The sequence below is a fragment of the Streptosporangium sp. NPDC001559 genome, assembly GCF_042893955.1.
GTDB lineage: Bacteria > Actinomycetota > Actinomycetes > Streptosporangiales > Streptosporangiaceae > Streptosporangium.
Window position 1 is genome coordinate 1 of record NZ_JBIAVG010000046.1, and the last position, 1,991, is coordinate 1,991.

General features: G+C 72.9%; 1 protein-coding gene. It reads right to left on the bottom strand.

The annotated features are described in order from the left end of the window. On the bottom strand, positions 1–1,991 hold a 1,991-nt coding region (locus tag ACFYY8_RS42080), incomplete at both ends, for a polyketide synthase dehydratase domain-containing protein (RefSeq protein WP_390050692.1).

The following is a 1,991-nucleotide window of genomic DNA, read 5'->3' on the forward strand; positions in this document are numbered from 1 at the left end:
GTCGGTGGTGTCGGTGGCGGTGATGGTGACGTGGGCGCCGAGGGTGGTGAGTTCGGTGTGGAGGTGGTCGGCGCCGGGGGTGTGGGGTCCGCGTCGGCCGGTGAGGATGAGGTGTCGGGTGCCGTGGGTGGTGACGAGGTGGCGGGCGATGGTGGCGCCGAGGGTGCCGAGACCACCGGTGATCAACACCGTCCCCTCAGGATCCAGCCCGAGCCCCTCGGAGACCTCGGGGACACGCAGAGGAACCAGCCGGGGAACGAGGGTGACCCCCGCGCGCACCGCGAACTGCGGTTCCTCGGCGGCCACCGCCGCGGCGACCGCCGACGGCAACCCTTCCAGCGACGACGCCGCGCCGTCCAGGTCCGCCAGCAGCACACGTCCCGGATGCTCGGTCTGCGCCGAACGGGTCAATCCCCAGACCGGAGCGGTGGACAGGTCGGAGGGTTCCTCGCCCGTGGTGACGGCGCCGTTGGTCAGGACCAGCAGCCGTCCGTCGTCCCATCGTTCGACCCATTCCCGTAGTACGGTCAGCACCCGTTCCGCGTTGTCGTGCGCTCCGGCCACCGGATCGTCCTGGGAGGAGACCGCGAGCACGACGAAGGCAGGGACGGGCTCCCCGGCGGAAACGGCGTCGGTCAGCGAGTCCAGGTCGGCGAAGAGCGAGGCGGTCACCCCGGTCTTCCTGAGCCCGTCGTACAGCTCCCGATCCCCGAGTACGGCCCAGGCCTGACGTCCGGGAACCCCCGGAGCCAGCTCGGACCACTCGACCTGGAACAGGCCGTTCTCCGTGGCGGGCTCCGCCTCCTTCAGCTGATCCGCCGAGACGAGCCGGGCGACGAGCGCGTCGATCGAGACGACGGGTGCCCCCGTGGCGTCGGCCGCGTACAGGGTCAACGACCCCGAATCAGACATCACCACCCGGACCCGTAGCGTGGTCGCGCCGGAGGCGTGCAGCCGTACGCCGTTCCAGGCGAACGGCAACCGGTTGCCGCCCTCCGGCACGTCGGCCAGCCCCCGCAGCGCGGGCAGGTGCACCGCGGCGTCCAGCAACGCGGGATGCACCCCGAAGCCGGCCGCGTCCTGCGCGTACGGCTCCGGCAGGGCGACCTCGGCGAACAACTCCTCGCCGCGCTGCCAGGCGGCACGCAACCCCCGGAACGCCGGGCCGTACCGCAGCCCCGCCTCGTCGAGGACCGGATAGACCGTCCCCACCTCGACCGGCTCCGCGCCGACCGGCGGCCACACCGTCAGGTCGGCCGCCTCCTCCTGGGGACCGCCCTTGGTCAGGGTCGCACCGGCGTGGTGGGTCCACCTCCCGGAGCCGTCACCGGGACGGGAGTAGATCTCCACCGCGTGGCTCTCCGGCACCCCCTGGGAGCCGGTGACGACGACCTGCAGCTGTACGGCGTCGCGGGCGGTGAGGACCAGCGGCGTGTGCAGGACGAGCTCCTCGATCGTGTCGAGGCCCGTCACGTCGGCCGCGTGGACGGCCAGCTCGATGAAGGCGGTGCCGGGGACGATGACCGTGTCGAAGACCGCGTGGTCGGCCAGCCAGGGGTGGGTGGCCAGGGACAGACGCCCGGTCAGGACGGTTCCCGCGCCGTCCGCGAGCGGAACCGCCGCTCCGAGCAACGGATGCTCCGCCACGCTGAGCCCCAGCCCCGTCACGTCACGCGGCAGGTCCACGGGGGGCTGCGCCCACAGCCGTTCCCGCTGGAAGGCGTAGGTGGGCAGGTCGACGGTCCTGGGCTGTCCGGTGAGGGTGGCGGCCCAGTCGATGTCGGTGCCGTTGACGTGCAGGTGGGCGGCCGCGGTGAGGGCGGTGGTGGGTTCCGGCCGGTTGCGTCGCAGGGTGGGCAGCGCCGGGACGGTGGGGGTGGTCTCGGTGGCGAAGGTGGTGAGGACGGGGTCGGGGCCGAGTTCGAGGAAGAGGTCGGTGGTGGGTGCGGCGGTGGTGAGGGCGTCGTGGAAGCGGACGGGGTGGCGGAGGT